We start from the raw sequence: 23198 nt of genomic DNA on the forward strand, positions 1-23198 counted from the left end.
AGTTTTCCCGGCCAAACACCGAGCTGTGAGACCTATGCTTTTGATTTGAGGGTCGGCGAGGAGTCTGGATCTGCGGCTTCGCCGCTTTCTTCTTCGGCAGGTTTCTCTTCTTCCGGCACGTCGAACCACTGGACCAGCATCTCGTCCCACCAGGCTTCGGTGACGTCAGTCCCTGGGTCAGTCCCTAGGAAAGCCACATCATCTTGCTTGATAGACGAACCGACGAGCTGCGGCTGGAACTTTGCTCGATTGATGACTTCCTTCGTGGCATAGCCGCCGATGATCCAAGAATCGGGATCGGCTCGGCGAGACTTGTACGCCTTCAACCCGTGCTTGAGATACATGAAGATTTGCTGCTGAATCGGGTCCGTGACGCCGGACTGCGGGAGGCTAAGAGTTTTTTCGATTCGCTTCCGCCACTGCCGATCGTCGTAGCGCGACGTGATCAGCTGCAGCATTTTCTTTCCGAGGTCGGCATCAAGCGGCATGGCGGCGTCTTCCTGGGCTATACGCAATTCGTGAGGTTGATCAAAATGGCGAACGACTGAGTACGAGACTGGAGGGCATTTTCATCAGCCGAGGTGTTGCTTAAAGAAAGTCTTTGCCCTTCCCCAGGCGTCCTTGGCTGCGTCCGGCCGATAGACGGAGGGGTCGTTATCTCGGAAGAACGCATGAGGCGCACCGGGATAGGTCTTGATCTCCCCCGCTTTCCCGTATTTCTTCAATGCCGACGCCAGTCGTTGCACGTCGGCCTTCGTAATCCAGCCGTCGTCCTCGCCGTAGAAATACAGCACCGGACAAGCCAGCTTCTGAATCGGCGTATCGGGATTGGGCACCTGGCCATAGAAGGGCACTGCCGCTTTGATGTCCGGATTGACGCAAGGCAGCATCAGCGCATAGGACCCGCCCATACAAAACCCGGTAACACCGATCTTTGTTGCATCGACTTCGGGAACTGACTTGAGATAGTCCACCGTCGCATTCAGATCGGTGAGGCCATCCTCTTGTTTGAGGGAATTCATCAGCTTTCCGGCTTCCGCGGCATCGGTGGTGAGTGGATGGCCGAGGCGCGAATAGAGGTCGGGAGCGATTGCAACATAGCCCTCTCCTGCATATCTTCTCGCGATATCTTTCATGTGGTCTGTGAGTCCCCACCATTCTTGGACGATGATAATGGCCGGTCGCTTATCCCTGGTGTGAGGAGCCGCGACAAATGCCCGCATCGTCACCACTTTTCCACTTGGGTATTGAACGGTCGTCTCTTGGATGGATTCAGCCATGAGTCACCTCCGCGCCTTCGCGAGTGCTGAAATTGAGTCCTGCATGCTGAGTGGTGAATTCCAAATTGGATACGTCAGCGGACGTGCGATCCTCAACTCAGGAGTCAACACTCGGGTCTCAGCACGTGTTCAGTTGCCTGCCACCATCAGCTCGGAGATCTTCAGTGTCGGGCTCGCAATGCGCCCCCGGAACACGAGATCGTCCCCGATCACTTCGATATCCTTGAACATCTGTTTCAAATTCCCGGCGATCGTGATTTCTTCAACCGGGTAGGTCAACTCCCCGTTCTCGATCCAGAACCCGCAGGCTCCCCGAGAATAATCCCCGGTCACCATATTGATTCCGAACCCGATCAACTCGGTGACATAGAGCCCGTCCTTCACTGAACCGATGATGTCCTGTGGGCTCTTTGATCCGGGGACGAGATAAAAGTTCGTCGGGCCGACGGAAGGACTTTCGCCCACGCTCCGTGACGCGTTTCCGGTCGAAGGCAGTCCCAGTTTCTTTCCGGAATAGGTATCGAGCAAGTAGCTCTTCAGCACGCCACGTTCGACAATTGTATTTTTCCGCGTAGCCAGCCCCTCGCCATCAAATGGGCGAGACCCCAGACCGCCCACCATCCTCCCGTCATCATAGATGGTCATCAGATCGGACGCGATCGGCTGGCCCAGTTTATCGAGAAGAAACGAAGCCCGTTTGTAGAGACCATAGCCGGAAACCGCACTGCACAAGTTAGCCAGCAGGCTCCCGGCCGTATCTTGATCGAACACCACCGGCACCCGCTTCGTCGCCACCTTGCGCGCACCGAGGCGGCGAACCGCTCGTCGTGCCGCTTCTTGCCCGATCGATTCGGCCGAGGCCAGCCGCGCAAACTTACGCTGCACCTCGTACCAGGCATCCCGCTGCATGGCTCCCGTCTCGGACTCGGTCGCGATCGGAGAGACGGATAGTGAAAAGTTCGAGCTCTTGTAAGAACCGACGAACCCGTGGCTGTTCGCCAGAACTACTCGTCCTGATGACGAATCGAACTCCGCTCCTTCGGAATTCGTCACGCGGGGGTCGGCCGCGAAGGCCGCCGCTTCTCCCCGCTTGGCCCAATCGATCTGAGTTTCCGTATCGAGCACGGTCCCATCATAGAGATCGAGGCCCGGCTGGTCTGTCGCCATCTGCGCAGCCTCAGGTAAGCCCGATACGTCATCCTCAACAACGGCGCCGGCTAGGGTGCAGGTATCTGCCACGAGCCGTTCGAGAGAGTCCTGTGAGAAATTGGACGTGGACGTGGTCGCCGATCGCTTCCCAATGAACACCCGCAAGCCCAGCCGCTTCTCTCGCGCCTTGGTCAATCGATCGACGGTGCCCACCCGCACTTGGACCGAAAAGGTCTCGCCGTCGGCCACCACAATATCGGCTTCCGTTGCGCCGCACGCCTTGGCTCGAGTCAGCACATCGGCAGCGAGCTGCGCATAGCCGTTGCCTGTTTCCTTGAGATGCGAATACGTCTGGAGCATGGTCTTATGACGCCTTCCTATCCCTGGGTCCCGCCGACTGTAATTTCCTCGATCTTGATGGTCGGTAACCCGACTCCGACCGGCACCGACTGGCCGTCTTTGCCGCACGTTCCGATTCCATTGTCGAGTTTCAGATCGTGTCCCACCATCGATACCTTGGTGAGGATCTCCGGCCCATTCCCAATCAACGTCGCTCCCTTCACCGGCTTGGTGATACGGCCGTCCTCGATGAGATATGCTTCGCTCGCAGAAAACACGAATTTCCCGTTGGTGATATCGACCTGTCCCCCTCCGAAGGAGACGGCATAGAGCCCTTTCTTGACCGACCGGATGATATCTTGAGGATCCGACTCGCCGGCCAGCATGAAAGTATTCGTCATTCGGGGAAGCACCACGCTTTGATAACTCTCCCGCCGGCCGTTCCCAGTCAGGGGTATCCCCATGAGACGTGCGTTCAGCTTGTCGGTGATATACCGACGAAGGATGCCCTTTTCAATGAGCGTCGTGCAGCTGGTCGGCGTTCCTTCATCATCCATATTCAACGAGCCGCGGCGGAACGGGAGCGTCCCATCATCGACGATGGTACACACGTCCGACGCCACGCGCTTTCCGATCAAGCTTGAAAAGGCCGACGTTTTCTTGCGGTTGAAGTCGGCTTCCAATCCATGCCCGATCGCCTCGTGCAAGAGGATCCCGGGCCACCCTCCGGCGAGCACGACGGGCATCACTCCGGCGGGAGCGTCGACGGCGGAAAGATTTAGGATCGCCTCTCTCGCGGCCTCTCGGGCATAGCTTAAATGGCGGTTGTCTTCTCGGTAATATTCGAACCCAACCCGGCCTCCCCCACCGAAACTTCCGACTTGGCGATTCTCATGATCTTCAGCGATGCAGGTGATCTGGAGGCGTGACAACGGCTGGATATCGCCGACTAAGGTCCCATCAGATGTCGCAACGGCCACCACCTTATATTCCGTGTTGAACGATGCCATCACGTTCTTAATACGGGGGTCATACCGCCGAGCCTCAGCATCGATTTCATTCAACAGCGCCACACGATCAGCGGTCGCCACTTCGGCCGTCGCTCGCTCGATCGGATACAGGTCTCTCGTCGGTCGTCGCTGTGTGGGGACCGGAACGGGGGACTCTCCCTTCGGTGAATTGGCGATGTAGCGGGCGGTGTCGGCCGCAATCTCCAAATCCTTCTTCGTCAATTCGTCCGAGTACGCGAACCCGGTCTTTTCGCCTGCAGTCGCCCGGACCCCGACTCCTTGGGAGACACTCTTGGCGGCGCGTTTGACGATGCCTTCCTCCATGGAAACCGACTCCGACGTGCGGGACTCGAAATAGAGATCTGCATAATCAACATCCCGCACCTTCAACCGGTCGAGTGCATGCTGGGCTTCAAGTTCGGTGACACCAAAGTTTGTCAATTGGACCGGCTCGGGCATGGTAAGGCTTCCTCTCCGTTTCTGTCGGCTGCTGGCCGAGTATAGCCCAATCATTTCCGCAGTCGCAATGCGATGATTCCTCACACCACGCATTTCTAAGTAGTTACCGAGTTATCGTTTGACATTCCATACCCCCACCAGTAGACTTTGGCCACCGCAGTTCCTCTCACTTTGGACATGAGGCGCTTGCGCAAAACTCTATGGCACACCAGCCGTCCTCAAGCCTCGCCCACCTCTCTGAAAGTGAGCTGACCGCCAAGTTGGAGCCCGAACTCCTCCCGAAACATGTAGCGGTGATCATGGACGGCAACGGGCGTTGGGCGGAGCTTCGCGGTCTCCCTCGCATCGCCGGCCATCGGGAAGGTATCAACTCCGTGAGGGAGATGATTACTCTGTGTCTGGAGCTCGGCATCCATGCCCTCACCATCTATGCGTTTTCGCAGGAAAATTGGAACCGCCCAACGCAAGAAATCAACGCGCTGATGGGTCTCTTGGAACATTACCTTTCTACCGAACGTGCCAGTCTGATCGAGCAGGGTGTTCGCTTCCGCGCCATCGGCCGCCACGATCTTCTTCCTTCATCGGCCCAACACTGGGTTCGCACGACCGAGAAGGAGACCTCACATCTTGACAAATTGATCCTCACCGTAGCTCTCAGCTACGGAGGGCGAGCTGAGATCGTCGATGCGGTGAAGGCATTGATCGAGGACGTCCAGGCCGGGACCGTACAACCGAGCATGGTCGATGAAACCACGATCCAACAGTACCTGTACACTCATCCGCTCTCGGACCCTGATTTACTCATTCGGACGAGCGGAGAAACCAGGATCAGCAATTTTCTCTTATGGCAACTGGCCTACACGGAACTGTGCTTCACCCCGACCTTGTGGCCGGATTTTCGACGACGGGAGTTTCTGCTGGCGCTGATCGAATATCAAAGACGTGAACGTCGCTTTGGCCGAGTCCTAAGCACCGTGTCATCCTAATCCTTGTGGGATATCCCCTCACCACCGACGCTATTGCCCACAGCTTGATATCTGTGACCACCTCACCAGCACGCACTCGTCGATTCGATCTTCGGCGTCTCTACACCGCGGCGGCGCTGATCCCGGCCGTGTATGTCATCATCGCCTATCTTGCTCCCTGGGCCTTGACGCTCCTCTTGATCGCCGTCGGTTCCATGGCCCTACTGGAACTCTATCGCCTCAGTTTCCAATCACGCTTGAACCGTCTCCTTGTCGGCGTCGGGTTGGCAACCTTTGTCATGGTACTCGCCCGCTCTCATGTGTCCCTCAGCTTACCGGAGCTGTTGATCGCCGGTACGCTCGTCGTGGGGGCGACCGTTTTCTTCGTCGCTCCATCGGCGGAGCATCGATGGAAAGATGCGTTTATCATCCTCTTCGGCGTGCTCTACGTCGGCTTCCCCCTTAGCACCGTGGTCTCGACCCGCTCACTGCCGTCCGGTGAATTCCTAGTCCTCTTCCTGGCGGCGGTCACCTGGGCTTCCGACACCGGCGCCTACTACGCCGGAACGCTCTGGGGGAAACACTTGCTTATCCCGTCGATCAGTCCAAAGAAGACCGTCGAGGGGGTACTCGGAGGACTCGCGCTCGCCGCGGGGGCCGCACTCCTGGCTCAGCAGTGGTTTGCCTTTCAGCTTTCATTGTCGGATGCGCTGATTCTCGGCGTGCTCTTGACCGGAGCGGGGCTGATTGGAGACCTGTTCGAATCGGTGATCAAACGTCGGACGGGAGTCAAAGACTCCGGGGGGATCCTGCCGGGCCACGGCGGTATGTTGGACCGGCTCGATAGTCTCTTGTTCACCGCCCCCACCTTCTACTACTATGTCGCCTGCGTCCGCGGCCTGTCGCCGTCTCTATAGAATTGAGAGGAGAGGATATGAAGTCGATTATCATCTTGGGGTCGACCGGATCGATCGGAACCAATACGCTCGATATCGTTCAGCGATTTCCCGATGAATTTCGTGTCGTCGGGCTGACGGCCGGCAGTAATATCGACAAGCTTGAAGAGCAGATCCGCCGGTTCAGACCCAAAGCCGTCGCCGTCTCGACGGAGTCCTCCGCAGCCGTGCTTCAAAAGCGCTGTGCCGGTCTTCCGGTTGAGATCATGGCCGGCGAAGAAGGAATTGCACAGGTGGCATCCGGGCTGGATGCCGAACTGGTCATTTCCGCCATCGTGGGCGCGGCCGGCCTCGTACCAACCTTATCGGCAATCCGCAGCGGAAAGCACATCGCCTTGGCCAATAAAGAACCGATGGTGATGGCCGGCAAGTTGATGCAGGATGAAGCCCGGCAACATGGTGTCCGGATTTTTCCGGTCGATAGCGAACACAGCGCGATCTTTCAGTCCTTGGAAGGGCATCGGATTGAAGATGTCCGGCGACTGATTCTCACCGCATCCGGCGGAGCCCTCTGGACACTTCCGCAAGAACAGCTTCAGGACGTGACCCCCGAACGGGCCCTGCAGCATCCAAACTGGAAGATGGGGTCCAAGATCACCATCGACTCGGCCACGCTGATGAATAAAGGCTTGGAAATCGTGGAAGCCCGCTGGCTCTTCAATATCCCCGAGTCCAATATCGACGTCATGGTTCATCGGGAAAGCATCATTCACTCTCTGGTAGAATATAAGGATCGATCGATCATCGCCCAATTGGGACTTCCGGACATGCGAACTCCTATCTCGTACGCCATGCGCTATCCAGCCAGAATGGCTCTCGACCTCCCCTCACTGGACCTGACGGAGATCGGACAATTGACCTTCTGCAAGCCCGACCATGATCGCTTTCCCTGTCTCAATCTCGGGTACGAGTCGCTTCGAATCGGCGGCACCATGCCCGCCGCTATGAATGCCGCGAATGAAATTGCCGTCGAGGCATTCCTGAACCACGGTCTTCGCTTCATCGAAATCGCTCAGGTCATCCGTAGTACGATGGAGGCGCATCCCCATCGCGAAATCACCTGCCTGGATGACGCATTGGAAGCGGATCGATGGGCGAGAGAGAAGGCGGAAACGCTGGTGCATGCGTTGCCTCGCTGACAATCGTTTTGTATTTCACGCGGCGAATGTTAAAGTAAAGGGCCAACCACTCGACAGGGAGTTCCGATGACGTCCGCATTTGCCTGGTCCCCCGATACCTTGTGGCTTCTCCTCCAGAAGGCCTGGTGGTTCCTTGTGGTGCTCGGCGTGCTGGTCGCTTTCCATGAGCTCGGCCATTTTCTAGCCGCCCGATGGGTTGGAGTCAAAGTCCTCAAGTTTTCGCTTGGCTTCGGCCCGAAACTATTCGGCCGCCAGGTCGGCGAAACCGAGTATCTCGTATCTGCCGTCCCGCTCGGCGGCTATGTCAAATTGTTCGGCGAAGATGAAACGGAAGCGACGACCCCCGACGACCGCCGGCGGTCGTTTTCGCACCAGGGTCTTTGGGGAAAGGTCCTCATCGTAGCAGCCGGACCCGGGTTTAATTTCATTCTGGCGTATTTGATCTTCGCCGGATGGCTGTCGACCGGCGCCCCGCTCTTTGTCCCGACATTCCGCGATCTGAGCGCCGATGTCGAGGCACTTGTTCCCGGTTCTCCTGCATCGGTCGCGGGGATAGAGGTCGGTGACCGCGTGGTCGGGGTCAACGGCAAAGAGATCTCGACCAAGACCGAGCTGCTGGATGTCGTATCCAAGAGCAAAGGGCAGCCTGTCTCCCTCCAAGTCCGACGGGAGGGGCAACTGAAAACCTTCACGGCAACCCCGGTGCCGATGGCGGGAGACGGAGCGGCCGGAGACGAACCGCTGTATACGATTGGCGTTGAAGAAACCCCACCGTTAGTCACCTCAGTCATGCATGGGTCGCCCGCGGCTGCAGCGGGACTCCAGCCCGGGGATCGCGTGGCCACGATAGACGGTCAAGCCATCTATACCTGGGCGCAGATGACCACCCAGGTGAGGGAACACCCGCAGAAGCCCTTGCAAGTCGAGGTGCTCCGCGATGGGAAACGCACTGCGTTGACGGTCACGCCGACCAGCGAAAAAATGACGGTCAACGGACAAACCTTGGAGGTGGGGAAGATCGGCATCTCCGGCCCGGGTCGTTCTTTGATGCGTTCCGACAACGCCGCAGAAGCCGTCTATCAAGGTCTTGAAGCCACGTGGGGATGGACCGAACTGACCGCGATTGGTCTCTACAAAATGATCGTGGGCGACATTTCAAGCAAAAATATCGGCGGACCGCTGACCATCGCCAATATTTCTGGTGAAGCCGCCTCTCAAGGCGCCTCCAGCGTCGTATTCCTCATCGCCATCCTCAGCATCAATCTCGGAGTCCTCAACCTGCTGCCGATCCCCATTCTGGACGGCGGCCACTTGCTCTTTTTCTTGATTGAGGGCATTCTGCGCAAACCGCTCGGCGAACGGCAACGGGAGGTGGCCCAGCAAGTCGGGTTGGTGTTGCTGGTTGGTGTGATGATCTTCGCGTTCTGGAATGACCTGGAACGCATCTTCTCCCGCTAGACAGAATGCTGAAACACGTCCCTAACTTCGTTCTCGGCTCAAAGAAATCCTCAACGTACTCCATCGGGGCAAAGAGCTGTCTTGGCAGCTCGGGGTGGGCGGGTGAGAACAGATACGCCTCCGGTTTCTTATCACCTGCGGCCTCGTTAGGCGCCTCGTTTGAGCATTCTGCGAAATCCTCCACAGTTCGATTCATATCCTAACAGCGACTCCAATGCCATGAAAACATCTCAATTGTTGATTCCCACGCTGCGGGACGATCCCGGAGAAGCGGAAACCGTCAGCCATCGATTGATGTTGCGCGCCGGCCTGATCCGGAAGGTTGCAGCCGGTATTTACACCTACCTCCCGCTCGGTCTCCGCGTGATCCGCAAAATCGAGCAGATTGTTCGCGAGGAAATGAACCGTGCCGGCGCTCAGGAGCTGCTGATGCCGATCGCGTCTCCTGCCGAATTGTGGAAAGAGACGGCCCGCTGGGACTATTACGGGAAGGAACTCCTGCGTTTCAAGGATCGCCACGAGCGTGATTTTTGCCTGGGGCCGACGCATGAAGAAGTCATTACCGATCTGTTCCGCCGTGAAGTACGCTCTTATCGCCAACTTCCGCTGAATTTTTACCAAATCCAAACCAAATTCCGGGATGAGATCCGCCCCCGCTTTGGGCTCATGCGGGGGCGTGAGTTCATCATGAAAGATGCCTATAGTTTCGACGTCGACGAATCCGGCGCCAAGATCAGCTATCAGAAAATGTACGACGCCTATACCCGCATCTTTACGCGGTGTGGACTCACCTTTCGTGCGGTTGAAGCCGACACGGGGTTAATCGGCGGAGATGTTTCGCACGAGTTCATGGTCCTGGCCGACACCGGAGAAGCGACGGTGGCATACAGCGACCAGGGATCGTATGCCGCCAATCTTGAACGGGCCGAAGTGCTCCCTCCCGCTGAGGTCGATGCGACGCCCCTGCTCCCCTTGACTCCAATCGCCACTCCACAGCGCCGGACGGTGGAGGACGTGACGGCCTTTTTGAAGATTTCACCGCGACAATTGGTAAAGACGCTGATCTATCGAGCCGGATCGGAAACCGTCGCCGTGCTGATTCGAGGCGATCATGAGTTGAACGAAGTGAAATTGGCGCGGCTGCTCAAGGTAAACGATGCAGCGCTGGCCGATCCCGCGACGGTACAGCAACTGACGGGAGCCGCTCCCGGATTCGCCGGGCCGGTCGGCTTAGAGAAGGTGCGTCTTCTGGCAGACCACGCCGTCAACGGACTGAAAAACGTCGTGATCGGGGCCAACAAAGACGATACTCACTACCTGAACGCCAATCTTGAGCGCGACTTCACCGTTGAACAATTTGCCGACCTTCGTAATGCGCAAGCCGGCGATCCTTCCCCTCGCGGATCCGGCAAGTTGATGCTCGCCAAAGGCATTGAAGTCGGACAGGTGTTCCTACTCGGCACCAAGTATAGCCAGAAAATGAACGCCACCATCCTCGACGAGCAGGGCAAGGAGCGCCTCGCCATCATGGGTTGCTACGGCATCGGCGTCGGTCGTACCGCCGCTGCTGCGATCGAACAAAATCATGACGAGAAGGGTATCATCTGGCCGTTTCCCATCGCGCCGTTTCATCTGCACCTCCTGACGGTCAGCCAATCGGAAAAGACCACTGAAACCGCCGCACGTCTCTATTCCGACCTCATGGCTGCAGGGTTCGAAGTATTATGGGACGACCGAGCCGATCGCGCAGGCGTCAAATTCAACGATGCCGATTTGATCGGCGCCCCGTTCCAGGTGGTCGTCGGCGATAAAGGTCTTGCGGACGGCATCGTGGAGATCAAAATTCGAAGAAGCGGTATCAAAACCCGCATCGCTCCCGGTGATCTCCTCGCGCATCTCAGGACACTTTCTCACGAATCCGATTCACCCCCGACGTGAGCCGTTTTTCAGTGTTCCGGCCTCACACGACTTTCCGATTTTCTCCGAACTCGACCGGCGGAAACCGCGTTTTCCTTGCCTTCTCGTGCCGTTCGGTTAGACTGAAGCTCAATTCACAACCTGTGACCCGTTCCGGCTGGTGCCTACTGATCCAGCGTACAATCTTATTGGTTCACGTCCCGACCTCGGAGAGAGCGCAGTCGGATGCAAGCCAAGCCGATGACTCAGAACCTTCAGGAGCTGCAGCAAAAGGTCGAGCACGCCGAGCACGTCAAACGGATCACCACTCAGGTTCACGCGGCCAGCAATCTTGATCAAATCCTCCTCGACTTGCACAAGGACATCCTGAGTCTATTCGACGCAGAAGACCTGACGCTCTTCGCATTTGACGCTGAAAAGAAAGAAATCTTCTCCAAAGTTCCGCATATCGACAGCGTCGAAGAAGTCCGCATCCCCATTACCGAGCAGAGTCTCGCCGGTTTCTGCGCCAAATACCTCCGCCCCGTCAATATCACCGACGCCTACAACATGATGGAGCTCCAAGCGATCCATCCGTCGCTGCTTCACGACACATCCTACGATAAGCGCACCGGCTTCAAAACCAAACAGGTTCTGACATATCCCATTGTCGCCGACAACAAATACCTGATGGGAGTCCTGCAACTTCTCAACAAAAAAAGCGGGAGTCGGTTTACCCGCAAAGATGAAGAGGCCGTCGACGAAATCGCGAAGGCGCTTGGAATCGCCTTCTTCAATCTTCGGAAGATCTCAAAAAAGAACCCCACCAAGTTCGATCTCTTGGTCAGCAACAACCGGATTACACAGAATGAACTCGACCAGGCTATCGCGGACTCCCGAAAAGGGATGAGCGACCTGGAGAGCATCCTGATCGAAAAATGCAAAGTCCCGAAGATCGATATCGGCAAATCGCTCGCCCAGTTCTATAAGTGTCCGTATATCGAGTACAGTGAGCGCACCCTTGTCGATGTGGAGTTGCTGAAGAACCTCAACGTCGACTACCTCAAAAAGAACCATTGGATGCCGCTCAAACGAGACCGCACGGCCATCGAGATTCTCACCGACGATCCCGGAGATCTTGACCGCGTCCAAGACATCAAGCGAACGTTTCCCGGGCTCAATATTCGCTTTGCCGTCAGTCTGCGCCGCGACATCGCGCAATTTCTGACCTCCGCCACCGGACAAACCGATACTGGAGGGAGGAAACTCGATGAAAACGTGTCCGATATTCTCGGCGAACTCGTTACCGAGGCACAAGCCGAGGCGATGGAGGATTCCGCCGGAGCCGGAGGTTTGGACGAAAACGACAGCGCGATCGTCCGTCTGGCCAACCAGATCATCGCCGATGCCTACCGTCAAAATGCATCGGACATTCACATCGAGCCGTATGGAGAAAAGCGCGAAACGCTCGTGCGTTTTAGAGTCGATGGGGATTGTTTCGAATACATGAAGATCCCTCAGAGTTACCGCCGCGCCATCGTCTCGCGACTCAAGATCATGGCGAGTCTGGACATTGCCGAGCGCCGCAAACCTCAAGACGGCAAGATCAAGTTCAAGCTTTCGGAGACGAAAGAGATCGAACTCCGCGTCGCGACGCTTCCCACAGCCGGATACAACGAAGACGTGGTCATGCGTATCCTGGCGGCAAGCGAGCCGCTGCCTCTCGACAAGATGGGGTTCTCTGATCGGAACCTCAGAGTGTTGAAGGAGATTTCGGAAAAGCCCTACGGCATCATTCTGTGCGTTGGTCCGACCGGCTCCGGGAAAACCACCACCCTTCACTCGGTACTCGGCAACATCAACACCCCCGACATTAAAATATGGACAGCGGAAGATCCGGTCGAAATTACACAGTATGGCCTTCGACAAGTGCAGGTCCAGCCGAAGATCGGGCTCACGTTCGCCAACGCGATGCGCGCCTTTCTTCGGGCCGACCCCGACGTCATCATGGTGGGAGAAATGCGGGACAAAGAAACCGCCGACACGGGCATCGAAGCGTCACTGACCGGCCATCTGGTATTGAGCACACTGCACACCAACAGCGCCGTCGAAACGGTCACGCGCCTACTCGATATGGGTTGTGACCCGTTCAGCTTCGCCGATGCCATGCTGGGTGTGCTCGCGCAACGTCTCGCTCGCCGTATCTGCAAAGAGTGCAAAGAGCAGTACATTGGAACCAAGGAGGAGTATGAAGAACTCCGACTCGGATACGGGGCTGAGTACTGGGATAAGCTCGGCATCAAACAGGATAATACCTTTCGGCTTTCTCGCGGGAAGGGGTGCGAAACGTGCAACCGCTCCGGCTTCAAGGGACGGGTCGCTCTACACGAACTCCTCTTGGGTACGGACCAACTGAAGCGAATGGTGCAACAGAAGGCTCGCACCGAAGAGATGCTCAAAACGGCACTCGAAGAAGGAATGACGACTCTTGTTCAAGACGGCGTTCAAAAAGTCTTGCAGGGCCATACGACCTATAAGGAAGTCAAAGCCGTCGCGATCAAATAGCACTTTCGATTCAGCCCGCTTGCTGATATCACCCTTTCATTCTTCGGCGGCAACCATGTAGAATGCGGCCCCGTTTAATATGGACAGCCGGCCGATGCGCATATCCAAACTCCTTCTCGCCTCATTGATCCTTCTCGCCGGATGCGAATCAGCCGATCGTGTCCTGACGAACGCCGACCGCGTGCTCGGCAGCCGCACCAGCAGGACTCTCCTTGACGTCGCGACGGGCAAGGATCCCAAGCAAATCCTCAAAGAGCGCGTCGATGCCTATCAGCGAGATCCCCAAGCCGTCATCAGGGACCTCCGGACGATCCAGCGCGACTTCAACACCATCATGGCCGCGCTGACGGGACGGGTGCGACAAACCTGGGGCGAGAAAGAAGTGAAGGTTCCGGAACAAAAGAAATACGTGAAATACACCCAGAACTATATGAGTCGTACCATCGTCGACTTCGACAGCGGGTCGATCGTGGTGGAAACCTTGGACGACAAGGCGCCGAAGGAGAGCTTGAAGAACGCGATCGTCACAACCTTGCTCACACCCGATGACCCGCGCTCCGTCGATCTCTTTTCCGACAAGCCGGTCACGTTGACCAGTGACCGGCCTCCCTATTTATTGGGCTTGGTGCTGGATCAACAAGGACAGCCGATCCGCACTCCCGCACAAGCCGAAGCGTTTGCGGCGTCGACCCTCGAGACCGCCGCCAAAACGAGACCCGTGGACCAGAATGGAGTCACCAAGCAGTCTCTGATCGCTGAGATCAAGATGGTGGCCAATTTCTCGAACCGGCAAGCAGACAAGTATCGGGCGACTGTCACCCGGTTTGCCGAGCAATTCAAGATCAGTCCCAGCCTTATTTTTGCCGTGATCAGAACAGAAAGCAACTTCAACCCCTTTGCGGTAAGCTCCGCCCCGGCTTATGGTTTGATGCAGCTGGTCCCGACCAGTGGAGGCCGTGATGCCTATCGAAAAGCCAAAGGCACGGATACGATTCCTTCACGAGATTATCTGTTCGATCCCGAGAATAATATCGAACTCGGCAGCGCCTATCTCAATGTGCTCTCGTATAATCTGCTCGAACAGATCGACAATGAAGTCTCTCGGGAATATTGCGTGATCTCGGCGTATAACACCGGCCCACGGAACGTCTTCAAGTCATTTGCCAACGACTCCGTAGCCGCCCTCAATCAAATCAATAGCCTCGAGCCACCGGCGGTCTATGACCGGTTGCGGAACAACCTGCCGTATCAGGAAACGAGGGATTACCTCGTGAAGGTCGTCACCTTCCGGAAGCAGTTTGTGTATCTGCCGGAAGGCAATGATCGTTGAGTGATTGCCGCAGCGATTGAGAAGGTCAGACCGTCACCGTCGGTCCAGAATTCGACAGGTGAGTGATGAAGCTCTGGAGATACTTGTTGTCGCTTGGAGAGATGCCCTCGAACTCCACACCGTAGGTGTGTTCTTTTCCCCACCGCACCGTGGCGGCCTCGATAAACATCGAGTTCGTCTGATTGGGCAACCGCAAACTCATCGCGATACGATCTCCGGGCGTGATCACGGCTTCGGTCATCACACGCGCGCCTTTTGCGGATACGTCGTACACGATGCCCAACCCTGCTTCGACAGCCGTCTTCCTCATCGCGCCGACGCGAGTTAAGGAACACGGAAATGGAGCCGTGACGCGAATACGAGGGTGCCTGCGCAGTTGCTGCGTAACAGACACGCTACCTGACTTGAAGATCGGCTCATCCATTTGAGTTACCCTTTCGCCATGGGCCTGCGAACACACCGGTATCAACGGGCCTCGTCAACAACCACTTCCCGTTGATGGACAGTCTGCGTAGAACTTCACCACGTAAGAAGCACTCTATCTCACGTGGTGCGTTCTGCGAACTATTTTCGTAGTTTATGAACGTATTGCGGTCGAGGCCGTGGATAAGGATGCTTCAGCTCGAGGCCTACCGGAGTTCGAACGGCCGTGAGGTCGTGACCGCTTCCACTGATTCGGCGAGGGACGCTCAGTCCGATGAGCCTGTCGGCCTTCCGAAGAAATCGCCGACGAGGGAGCCGCGCTTCCGGAAGCAAGCGGCACCGCATACCCTAACAGACGCTCGATATCTCGCAGTTGATGACGGTCTTCGCCTGTGACAAAACTTGTGGCGCGGCCGGTCGTCTTCATCCGGGCCGTGCGACCGATACGATGGACGTAATCCTCGGGGCAATTGGGCAGATCGAAGTTGATGACGTGCCCGATGTTCGCCACATCGATTCCTCTGGCGGCAATATCCGTTGCAACCAGTACACGAAATGACCCGCGCCTGAATCCCTCCAGCGCCGCGCGCCGCTGCGACAGACTTCGGTCCCCGTGCAGCACGGCCACTCGATGTCCTGCGCTATTCAACATGCGGCCCAGCCGATCGGCACGGTGCTTTGTCCTGGTAAACACGAGCGCCGTATCCTTGTCCGACCCCAAAAGCGACAAAAGCAGGTCACCTTTCGCGTCGTGCGACGTATGATGAATCGCCTGCGTCACGCCATCGGCGGTGGTTGCGGACGGTGTAATCATCACGCGAACGGGATTGCTGACGTTTGCGTGAATCAATCGCGCGAGATCGGTCGGTAGCGTAGCCGAGAACAGCAATGTCTGCCGCTCTTGCGGCAAGGCATCAAGTATCTGATTGATTTGGGGTGCAAACCCCATATCCAACATCCGGTCTGCCTCGTCCAACACCAACACCTTAATGGCCGACAACGAGATTGTGCCGTTCCACATATGATCGAGGAGTCGTCCGGGCGTCGCCACCAAGATATCCGGTCGCTGCCGCAAGCCTCGCACTTGAGCTTGCATGTCTGCGCCTCCCACGATGACCGTGGCTGAGATGCGGCGACGCCGCCCGAGTTTCTCGATGGTGGTTGAGATCTGCAAGGCAAGCTCACGTGTCGGTGCCAAAATCAACGCCTGCGGCTGGTTCTTCGGCAGCCCCGCGAGCCGTTCGACGATCGGAATCACAAAAGCTGCGGTCTTGCCTGTCCCGGTCTGAGCACACCCGATGACGTCCCGCCCGGCGAGCGCAGGTGGGATAGCTTGTGCTTGAATAGGTGTCGGTGAAGCGAACTTGGCATCAGTCAAGTCCTGCAAAAGTGCCTCGGACAAACCGAGAGCGTGAAAATTAGGGTGAACAGACGTATCCACTACGATATCCTTTCAGTTTGATCGCATGATGACGGGATCAGAGAACCGAGGGGAGAGACAACCGGGCAGGGTGCAACTCCAAACTGGACCTGGTCGCGATGCGATCGCGAAGTCCGTTATAGTTTGAGCATCTCCTCGCCGGACTGCCACGAGTGAAATACAGTGTCACCATACAGCATGGCACTCTCGGCGTCAACCTGTTCTTCAATAGATGCGAGAGAGCAGGAGATCGGCATACACACAGGTTATCGTCTATCTCAACGCAACGTGAGTCAATCTTGAGGTTTTGACTCCTTGATACGATACGTGTTAGGGTCATCCATCGTTTAGGTTATTTACCTCTCCGCGCACTCCCCGTACTCAATCTCAGTCTTTGCGCAACAGTCTGTAGTATCACGTTCTGACGCTCATCTGATTGAACGGCACCCGTTGTCTTTCACAGGTGAGAACCATTGTCGGCATAAGAACAGGGCTGCCGGTCTTTTCGCTGGGTGTGGTCCTGGTCAGAGCCCACACAGAAGGAGTATTTATGTATCTCTCTTCGATTCGGAGTCGCAAAACTGGAAAGAAGAAGTCCGCTCATAAGCCGAGAATCCGCTGGCAACTGCTGGGGCTGACTGATCCCGATTTGGCCAACAACGAATCCTCAATCGAAGTCATCAGGCAAGAAGTCGCCTCGTTGGCGAGACAGAGCTTCGGAGAGGAGACTCGCTTGCGTTCATCGTCTGGAAAAGCAAGTCGGTAGACAGAAGCCGACGCCAGCCGGAACGAGAAGCAAGCGCTGCGAAGCCACTGAGCAGACACGCTGCATAGGAATAGCAAACCTATGTCCCTCTTTCAGAACTTCGTCCAATGGTTCGTTCACAATCCTTTGGCTCTGGTAATCTTGCTGTACCTTGCGGGAGTCATCAGCGTCTTTGTCTATGCCTATTTTGAGCCCCAGGATCAGCAATAGCCTTGTCAGTACCGACGATCGCTTTGCGCAATAGGAGGACGATCTTGAATAAATGCGTGCTGTATGTCGGTGGCCTCTCGGACGCCGCTTCCGATTGTCACCTCCGTGACCTATTTGAGGTCTACGGCACCGTCGCGCGCGCCTATGTCGTGCGACACAAACACAGCGGGAGATCGGCCGGCTATGGATTTGTGGAAATGGGCTCGGGCGAGCAAGCCCTCAGCGCGGTCGTCGCCCTGGAAGGTGCGCTGTTTGAGGGCAATCGTTTGCGACTCTACGTCACGCCCCATGTATCCGCTCATACCTGAGATCTGCCCAACCGGACGAGAGGGAGCACACTCATGAGTCGCATCAACTTGGATCCGCTTCTGACCTTTGCGGACGGATCGCACCTGTTGATCAGCACACAGTGTTCAGTAGGTGGAGATTTCTCCTGCGCCTTGTACAGCGCGGTGGTCAAGACAGACGATCAAGCGGCATTCCAGATTGTTTCGAACCACTTTGCGGCCTCGACCTGCATGAGCGCCCAAGAAAACGCCTACAGTTACGCCCTTCGACTCTATCCCGGTTCCGTCGAATCGATGAAAAAACCACCATACCTCATTTGGCCGGGTCCACGTGCCTCCTTCCCCTAGCAAAGATTCGTCTGCTATGGCACCAAGATCCCGGGCACTCTATTAATCATCTCAACCGGACCCGAAACCCTATTTCTTTTTTTGGCAAATCTCGACTGTCGCTTCAACCTGACCATCTCTTGGACTGACCATCAACAGCATGCCCTTATGCTCCAAGGCCCTCTTGAACAGCGTGGCATAGCTATCATCGTATCGACGTTCCTCGATCGTCGTCTCGCCGCTTTGGCGGTCGTATGAACTTTCGACGACAAATGCGTCCACGGTTTGCGTGCCATTCAACCGCGCTTTGCTCGTGACCCGCCAGAAACGATTCTTCGGATCAAACATTCCGTTCGAGGTATCTAGGGTAGCATTGGAACACAGCTTAACACCTTTGGACACCTCCACATACTCACCTCTATCCATAAATTGGGCGAAGCCCGCTGAGGGAAATCCAATAACGATTGCAAGAACCAGCACATACAGAAACATGTCGCCCCTCCTTCATCGGGAAAGCATCAGCGCAATCGAGCAGATTGGTGGCACAGGCTGACGTCTAGACCTTTCCTTTCCAAGAAATTCGTAGAAGCGTTCCGTACTCGTCTCCTTCCAAGCCCCTCTTACAGGATGCTTGGTCTAAGATCTGCTCCCCTCTCTCCTCGATCAAATCCTGCACTAAACCACGTCATGATGTCTGGCCTTGAACCGGATTCTTCTGAGGCACCTTTTCTTCGGTCATCATCATCGATCCTGAAACGGCATCGACATAGACCGTCATAATCGATTCTTTGGCGGTCAGGATTTCGACCATCCATACAGTCTTGTCCGCTCTTTTCTCCAATTTGGCCTCAATGACCTGTCCTGCGACACTGGCCAACGCCGTCTCTGCCGCCCCCTGAACCGTGATCTTGGCGGAGGTTGCCACGGTAATAACATCCGCCGCGTTGAATTTCCCTTTATCGGCGCTCCAAACCATTTCACCCACAATCCCTGCCAGGCCAATCACCGTGGCCGCAATCAAGATTGCTCGCCATATCGTATAGTGCTTGTTCATGATGGCTGTCTCCTTCATGCATGGCCTAACATGTAGGAACATGACCGCAAGGCCCCACGCGATCACGTTCGCTCCATCCGCCGACGATTGCTCGAATTATTCCCATGGCTGCCATCCGTCCCGACGCTTCTGTATTATTTCTTTTGTATCCGCATGTCCTTTTTCACCGGTTGTTCAGCTGCCCCTTTCGACAATGGTTCGACAACTTGGATCTCGTGGGCCTCGGGACCCTTAGGATCGATCAGCACGGTGCTCACGGTTGTATCTCCGGACCTCGCGGCCTCCTCCATAGACTGGCTATAGGTCAAGTTTTTCCGACCCGTATCGTTCGCAAACTCTCCCCTTGACGGATATCCGGGATGCTTGGGGAGCATTACCGGATTCGCCAGAGCAAGTGCTGCCATTCCGAACACGAGTCCCATCAGCGTCATCGTAAAGAGCTTCATGATGGCCTCCCTTTGTTGTACAGCCCACTATCTCCTCGACAGACGACGATCCCGATCTGTGACCGGGAGGTCACCTCTGTCAGCAAAGGCAACAGGCTGAAGCCTCAAGATCGGTCTATGAGGGCACCCTCACAAGACCATCGTCGGCGCTCTGGCATTGAAGCGGCGGAGACTGAGGAATCGATCGCGCTAGGAAGGATGCGGGAAGCGCAAAGGATGGGACAGTCAGCGAAACTGGAACGTCAGAGTTTGAAGCAACACACCAACGTTACGTTCCCAACTTTCATGGCGCGCAAGAATGAGGAACACTTCCCTCCGAGAGTCACCTCTCCTCGCACAAACTAGCATACACAAGTTTACCATATTTAGTCAATTTATATATTTCACGGTCTACTTTTAGCAGCATATATTAACCATTTTTTGTTAATCTTCATGCGCACATGTCTAACCGACCAGTCCCAGCAAGCCACAACGCATGACGTCGTGCACGGAGCGCTCTGATGGATGAGGGGCCTCTGGGGCAGAACTCTATTTCTTCTTCTTCCCGCAAATTTCCACCGTTGCTTCCACTCGTCCATCTTGCGGGCTGATCATGAGGAGCATCCCTTTGTTCTCCGGGGATCTCTTGAAAAACGTGGCATAGTCTTCATCATACTGGCGTTCCTTGATCGTAGTCTCACCGCTTTTGCGGTCATACTGTGTTTCAAGGACAACTGCAACGACGGTCTGCGTGCCATTCGCCCGTACCTTACTGGTGACTCGCCAATAGACGTTCTCTGGATCAAGCATCCCCTTCGATTTTTCCAGGATAACGTTAGGACAAAGCTTCGTGCCTTTGGCCACCTCGACATACTCGCCTTTGTCCACGAATTGAACGAAGCCTGACAGAGGCAATCCAATGACGATTGTAAGAGCCAGCAGCCATACGAACACGTGATCTTCCTTCCTAAGACGGTAGGATGACATAATGGCGTAACTCAGACAGACTTAAAGAGAATGGGCTAAGGCACGTGTTTCAGATGCGCGGTCAATCGAAGATTGTCTCCACAACCACCGGACAATCGATTACGGCCAGACGTTTCGATGTTAGCGCTTCATGCAGGATCGGCGTGAGCGGGAATGCGCCTTGATTCCGGCTTTCTGGACATCCGAAATCAGGCGGTGACTTTGAGCCGGTCAAGAATCGCCAAAAGGACATCCTTTCGCTCTCGCAAGTCTTTCCGCATGGCCTGGTTGTCGGTGTGACCGATCTCGGTACCGAGGTCCGAGATGGCACTCTCGACCGCCCAGGACAATACCTCCTGCTCCTGTTGTGCCAGGGTCAGCTGCATATGATGCTCCTTCCTCAACCACACTCTTTAGCGGACATTGCCTGGAAAGGAAAACATCTGACATCGCGTCCACCACATTCAATCGACAGAGATGTCGACTCTTGTCCTCCGCTTAGCTCTCCCAGTTCGCACGGAGCAGATCTTCATTCTCCTCATAATGACAGGCGAATGTGCCGCGATGGGCATGATGCAACGCCTCACCGATGCGCCGCGCGAGATGGGGGTCCGTCGTGGTGATGACCACCCCTTCGGGTGCTTCGGCGTGGTCCTCGATCTTGATGATTCGAGCCAGCGGATGTTCGGATTTGAGCTGAGCCTCTTCATTGCGGGCAAGACCAAGCACCTCGTCTCGATGCTTGGCGACAAACTCACCCGTCAGCAGAAGCACCCCGCTTGGCACGCGGTCCCGGATCCGTTCACAGGCAGGACACATCACCTCGTGACTATCCGCCGGGACAGGCCCCCACACCCACCGCCCCTTGTGATACACCGCCTGGCACTCACGACACACCGACGGCTCCCGAAGCTTACCCTTGGATTTGTAGGGGTCGTGCTTTCGGGCTCGAACCGATCGATCTTTTTTATCTCGAGGATGGTGTGGTGTCGACATCTTCATTCTCTCCATCGCGTGAGAGATCTCTGATAAATCAGGCTGGGAGGGAATCCTCACTGCGTTGTACTTGTATCAGGCCCGCTTCATGAGTCCTCGTCATCCTACCGAATCGTGAAACTGCATGTGGAATGCCATTCTGTAACGGATATGCGGCATGCTCAAATCCGCGGAACTTCGAAATGACGAGGAGAGTCCATACTCGGCTGTGCGGATCCCCTCAAAGGACACTGTGGCGTTCCGGATCAGAGGAAGGCGGATCTCCTGTCCCCTAATGCCACAACCTAGATGCAAAGAGGCAGGATCAATCTTGACATTTGACTGACAACCATGACCGTGAAGATTCCGCACCGCGACACTCCGAAACAGCCGGTCGCGTGGCACGAAATGAATAGCCCCGGACAGGCTCAGCTCGACCATGACGCGGGTTCCATTTACCCGTCCGCTCTCATCCGTCCTTCCGGATCTCGATCACATTGCCAGCTTCATTTAGTTCGATGGTGATCGGCGTCCCCTCTTTCATCCCAGAGAGTTTGGTTTCTCCGTGCTGTACCGCAAATGTCCGTTCCCCTTCCGGTGTCGTGAGCTTGATCTCTTTCAAGTCCGCCGACGCATAGGTCAGCTTGCCGGAGATGAGGCGATGCACCCCCTCTTTCCCTTTCGCATGGTGGTCGATCGCAACATTATTGCTGCTCACCCAGAGCGTCAGTTTATCGCCGACCGTGACGTCCTGCGGAGCCGTCTTGGCAGTCACACTGTAGCGGCCCATGGATGTCTGCACGAAGACTAACCCGGACTTGATGTCTGCCACCACGCCCTCCAGCTTGATCCGAGAACCAGGGTCGGCATGAGGCATCGGGGCAATGGCAAGTTCCAATTCTAATCGGCGGTGTACATCGATGACTTCACCCTTGTCATTCAACTGCACGGTGATCGGGCTGCCTTCAGCATAGCTCCCGAACTTCGATCGATTTCGTTTCACGATGAAGTCCTTCTTGCCCTCCGGAGTCCAGAGGGTAATCGCTTCCTGATTCCCGGACGTGTAGGTCAGGTTGCCTCTCACCCAACGGTGATGTGGCCGTGCTTCACCCTTGGGGTAGGCATCGATGACGACATTGTTTTCATTCACCCATACGGTAATCTCATCGCCAACTTTAGCCTCGGTCAGCGCATCAGACTGGATACTCATGGAGCCCCAGGACGTGGTGACCATGATGAGACCAGACCGCATCTCGGAGATCACCCCATTTACTTTGGTCGTCCAAACCTGGTCATCGGCATTCACCTGGGTCGCCGTGATAGCGAGGAAACAAGCCGCAGCCAGGAAACACTGAGCAGTAGCTGTTTTCAAGAATGTGGACATGCAAGACTCCTTCTTTCAAATGATGAGCTGTCGCCCTGTGCTCGCTCGCAGGTACTGTCGAGCACCAGCCGCAAAAATCGTCAAACTGGTCGCCCTCACCGCTATGAGTGCTGACCTTCAGAAACCAGAGGACATTCGCGTTAGATGTGGAATGAGTCTACCCTAAAGACAATTCACGGTCTGGTCAGAACGGCTCAGTTCGCCAAGAGGCACCCGTCTCCCTGTGCCTACGAACGATCCTCCCACTCATCGCTCCCCCTACCGGTCAACTTTCCTCCATGCCAGCTTCTAGACCTAGGACCCCAAAGGGGCCGGACCGATCCGGCCTCGGTTGCCCCTTTGTCCGTTGCGAAGGCGACTTTTCTCAGTCCTCGCCCGAAGTGCCGATACCAATCCAGGCTCGCAGGAGATCGTG

The 23198-nt window shown here is 56.0% G+C and carries 23 protein-coding genes; 10 read left to right on the forward strand and 13 right to left on the reverse strand.

The window, feature by feature from the left end:
- Nucleotides 1-32: 32 nt before the first annotated feature.
- From H8K03_04980 to tldD, 4 genes are all read right to left on the reverse strand, one after another.
- Entirely contained in the window at nucleotides 33-488 is a 456-nt protein-coding gene (locus tag H8K03_04980) for a hypothetical protein (GenBank protein UVT21270.1), read from the reverse strand.
- Nucleotides 489-572: 84 nt separating this feature from the next.
- The gene (locus H8K03_04985) at nucleotides 573-1280 is read right to left on the reverse strand and encodes a dienelactone hydrolase family protein (GenBank protein UVT21271.1); all 708 of its coding nucleotides are present in this window, start codon (nucleotides 1278-1280) and stop codon (nucleotides 573-575) included.
- Between the two features lie 129 nt (nucleotides 1281-1409).
- On the reverse strand, nucleotides 1410-2789 hold the full coding sequence (locus tag H8K03_04990) for a TldD/PmbA family protein (GenBank protein ID UVT21272.1): 1380 nt from the start codon (nucleotides 2787-2789) through the stop codon (nucleotides 1410-1412).
- Between the two features lie 17 nt (nucleotides 2790-2806).
- A complete protein-coding gene (gene tldD / locus H8K03_04995; GenBank protein ID UVT21273.1) occupies nucleotides 2807-4237 on the reverse strand; it encodes a metalloprotease TldD in 1431 nt (476 codons plus the stop codon).
- A 200-nt stretch (nucleotides 4238-4437) separates the two neighbouring features.
- On the opposite strand from tldD, the gene H8K03_05000 reads away from it, so the two are divergent.
- From H8K03_05000 to H8K03_05030, 7 genes are all read left to right on the forward strand, one after another.
- Nucleotides 4438-5223 carry an isoprenyl transferase gene (locus H8K03_05000; GenBank protein ID UVT21274.1) on the forward strand — a complete coding sequence of 262 codons (786 nt, stop codon included), beginning with the start codon at nucleotides 4438-4440 and terminating at the stop codon, nucleotides 5221-5223.
- Nucleotides 5224-5276: 53 nt separating this feature from the next.
- Entirely contained in the window at nucleotides 5277-6119 is an 843-nt protein-coding gene (locus H8K03_05005) for a phosphatidate cytidylyltransferase (GenBank protein ID UVT21275.1), read from the forward strand.
- 17 nt (nucleotides 6120-6136) lie between these two features.
- The gene (locus H8K03_05010; GenBank protein ID UVT21276.1) at nucleotides 6137-7297 is read left to right on the forward strand and encodes a 1-deoxy-D-xylulose-5-phosphate reductoisomerase; all 1161 of its coding nucleotides are present in this window, start codon (nucleotides 6137-6139) and stop codon (nucleotides 7295-7297) included.
- Between the two features lie 66 nt (nucleotides 7298-7363).
- On the forward strand, nucleotides 7364-8755 hold the full coding sequence (gene rseP, locus H8K03_05015; GenBank protein ID UVT21277.1) for an RIP metalloprotease RseP: 1392 nt from the start codon (nucleotides 7364-7366) through the stop codon (nucleotides 8753-8755).
- Between the two features lie 219 nt (nucleotides 8756-8974).
- Nucleotides 8975-10693, forward strand: coding sequence for a proline--tRNA ligase (locus H8K03_05020; protein ID UVT21278.1), 1719 nt, complete (start codon nucleotides 8975-8977; stop codon nucleotides 10691-10693).
- A gap of 204 nt (nucleotides 10694-10897) precedes the next feature.
- Nucleotides 10898-13216 carry a GspE/PulE family protein gene (locus H8K03_05025; GenBank protein UVT21279.1) on the forward strand — a complete coding sequence of 773 codons (2319 nt, stop codon included), beginning with the start codon at nucleotides 10898-10900 and terminating at the stop codon, nucleotides 13214-13216.
- Between the two features lie 94 nt (nucleotides 13217-13310).
- A complete protein-coding gene (locus H8K03_05030) occupies nucleotides 13311-14546 on the forward strand; it encodes a DUF3393 domain-containing protein (protein UVT21280.1) in 1236 nt (411 codons plus the stop codon).
- A 25-nt stretch (nucleotides 14547-14571) separates the two neighbouring features.
- Here the strand turns inward: H8K03_05030 and H8K03_05035 are convergent, their stop codons facing one another.
- Together H8K03_05035 and H8K03_05040 are read right to left on the reverse strand one after the other, a co-directional pair.
- Nucleotides 14572-14970 (reverse strand): PilZ domain-containing protein, encoded by a 399-nt coding sequence (locus H8K03_05035; GenBank protein UVT21281.1) that lies wholly within the window; start codon nucleotides 14968-14970, stop codon nucleotides 14572-14574.
- A 153-nt stretch (nucleotides 14971-15123) separates the two neighbouring features.
- The gene (locus H8K03_05040) at nucleotides 15124-16410 is read right to left on the reverse strand and encodes a DEAD/DEAH box helicase (GenBank protein UVT21282.1); all 1287 of its coding nucleotides are present in this window, start codon (nucleotides 16408-16410) and stop codon (nucleotides 15124-15126) included.
- 529 nt (nucleotides 16411-16939) lie between these two features.
- On the opposite strand from H8K03_05040, the gene H8K03_05045 reads away from it, so the two are divergent.
- From H8K03_05045 to H8K03_05055, 3 genes are all read left to right on the forward strand, one after another.
- Nucleotides 16940-17155, forward strand: coding sequence for a hypothetical protein (locus H8K03_05045; protein ID UVT21283.1), 216 nt, complete (start codon nucleotides 16940-16942; stop codon nucleotides 17153-17155).
- A 254-nt stretch (nucleotides 17156-17409) separates the two neighbouring features.
- On the forward strand, nucleotides 17410-17673 hold the full coding sequence (locus H8K03_05050) for an RNA-binding protein (GenBank protein ID UVT21284.1): 264 nt from the start codon (nucleotides 17410-17412) through the stop codon (nucleotides 17671-17673).
- Nucleotides 17674-17706: 33 nt separating this feature from the next.
- The gene (locus H8K03_05055; protein ID UVT21285.1) at nucleotides 17707-18000 is read left to right on the forward strand and encodes a hypothetical protein; all 294 of its coding nucleotides are present in this window, start codon (nucleotides 17707-17709) and stop codon (nucleotides 17998-18000) included.
- A gap of 69 nt (nucleotides 18001-18069) precedes the next feature.
- On the opposite strand, the gene H8K03_05060 is transcribed toward H8K03_05055, so the two are convergent.
- The 7 genes from H8K03_05060 to H8K03_05090 all read right to left on the reverse strand — a co-directional run bounded on the left by H8K03_05060 (nucleotide 18070) and on the right by H8K03_05090 (nucleotide 22783).
- A complete protein-coding gene (locus tag H8K03_05060; protein UVT21286.1) occupies nucleotides 18070-18471 on the reverse strand; it encodes a hypothetical protein in 402 nt (133 codons plus the stop codon).
- 193 nt (nucleotides 18472-18664) lie between these two features.
- Nucleotides 18665-19033 (reverse strand): PepSY domain-containing protein, encoded by a 369-nt coding sequence (locus tag H8K03_05065; protein UVT21287.1) that lies wholly within the window; start codon nucleotides 19031-19033, stop codon nucleotides 18665-18667.
- A gap of 134 nt (nucleotides 19034-19167) precedes the next feature.
- The gene (locus H8K03_05070; GenBank protein ID UVT21288.1) at nucleotides 19168-19479 is read right to left on the reverse strand and encodes a hypothetical protein; all 312 of its coding nucleotides are present in this window, start codon (nucleotides 19477-19479) and stop codon (nucleotides 19168-19170) included.
- Nucleotides 19480-20007: 528 nt separating this feature from the next.
- Nucleotides 20008-20412 (reverse strand): hypothetical protein, encoded by a 405-nt coding sequence (locus H8K03_05075; protein UVT21289.1) that lies wholly within the window; start codon nucleotides 20410-20412, stop codon nucleotides 20008-20010.
- A 221-nt stretch (nucleotides 20413-20633) separates the two neighbouring features.
- The gene (locus H8K03_05080) at nucleotides 20634-20810 is read right to left on the reverse strand and encodes a hypothetical protein (GenBank protein UVT21290.1); all 177 of its coding nucleotides are present in this window, start codon (nucleotides 20808-20810) and stop codon (nucleotides 20634-20636) included.
- Nucleotides 20811-20922: 112 nt separating this feature from the next.
- Nucleotides 20923-21426 (reverse strand): ATPase, encoded by a 504-nt coding sequence (locus H8K03_05085; protein UVT21291.1) that lies wholly within the window; start codon nucleotides 21424-21426, stop codon nucleotides 20923-20925.
- Nucleotides 21427-21868: 442 nt separating this feature from the next.
- On the reverse strand, nucleotides 21869-22783 hold the full coding sequence (locus H8K03_05090) for a hypothetical protein (GenBank protein ID UVT21292.1): 915 nt from the start codon (nucleotides 22781-22783) through the stop codon (nucleotides 21869-21871).
- Between the last annotated feature and the right edge of the window lie 415 nt (nucleotides 22784-23198).

The sequence above is a fragment of the Nitrospira sp. genome (assembly GCA_024760545.1).
Lineage (GTDB): Bacteria > Nitrospirota > Nitrospiria > Nitrospirales > Nitrospiraceae > Nitrospira_D.